Annotated in this window: 1 rRNA gene; it reads right to left on the bottom strand. The window is 37.7% G+C overall.

The features are described 5' to 3' along the window. Positions 1-72, bottom strand: a 23S ribosomal RNA gene (locus ACI48P_RS22300); the annotation flags it as partial. Between the last annotated feature and the right edge of the window lie 188 nt (positions 73-260).

Below are 260 nucleotides of genomic sequence, written 5' to 3'. Positions count from 1 at the left end.
ATCGCAGCTTATCGCGTCCTTCATCGGCTCCTAGTGCCAAGGCATCCGCCCTGCACCCTTAATAACTTGACCAAGTTATTAAAGTTGATTTTTTTAAGAGATTGTCTTCTCAATGATGTTTTAAAGACTTATCTTGTCTATATATTAAAATGATGTCATATCACTAAATGTTATGCAGTTTTCAAAGTACTAACATATCTTTTTCAAGATATTAATGGTGGAGATGAGGAGGATCGAACTCCTGACCCCTTGCGTGCAAG

The organism is Romboutsia sp. LXY-2, assembly GCF_056171995.1.
This window is presented reverse-complemented; position numbering and strand designations above follow the sequence as displayed.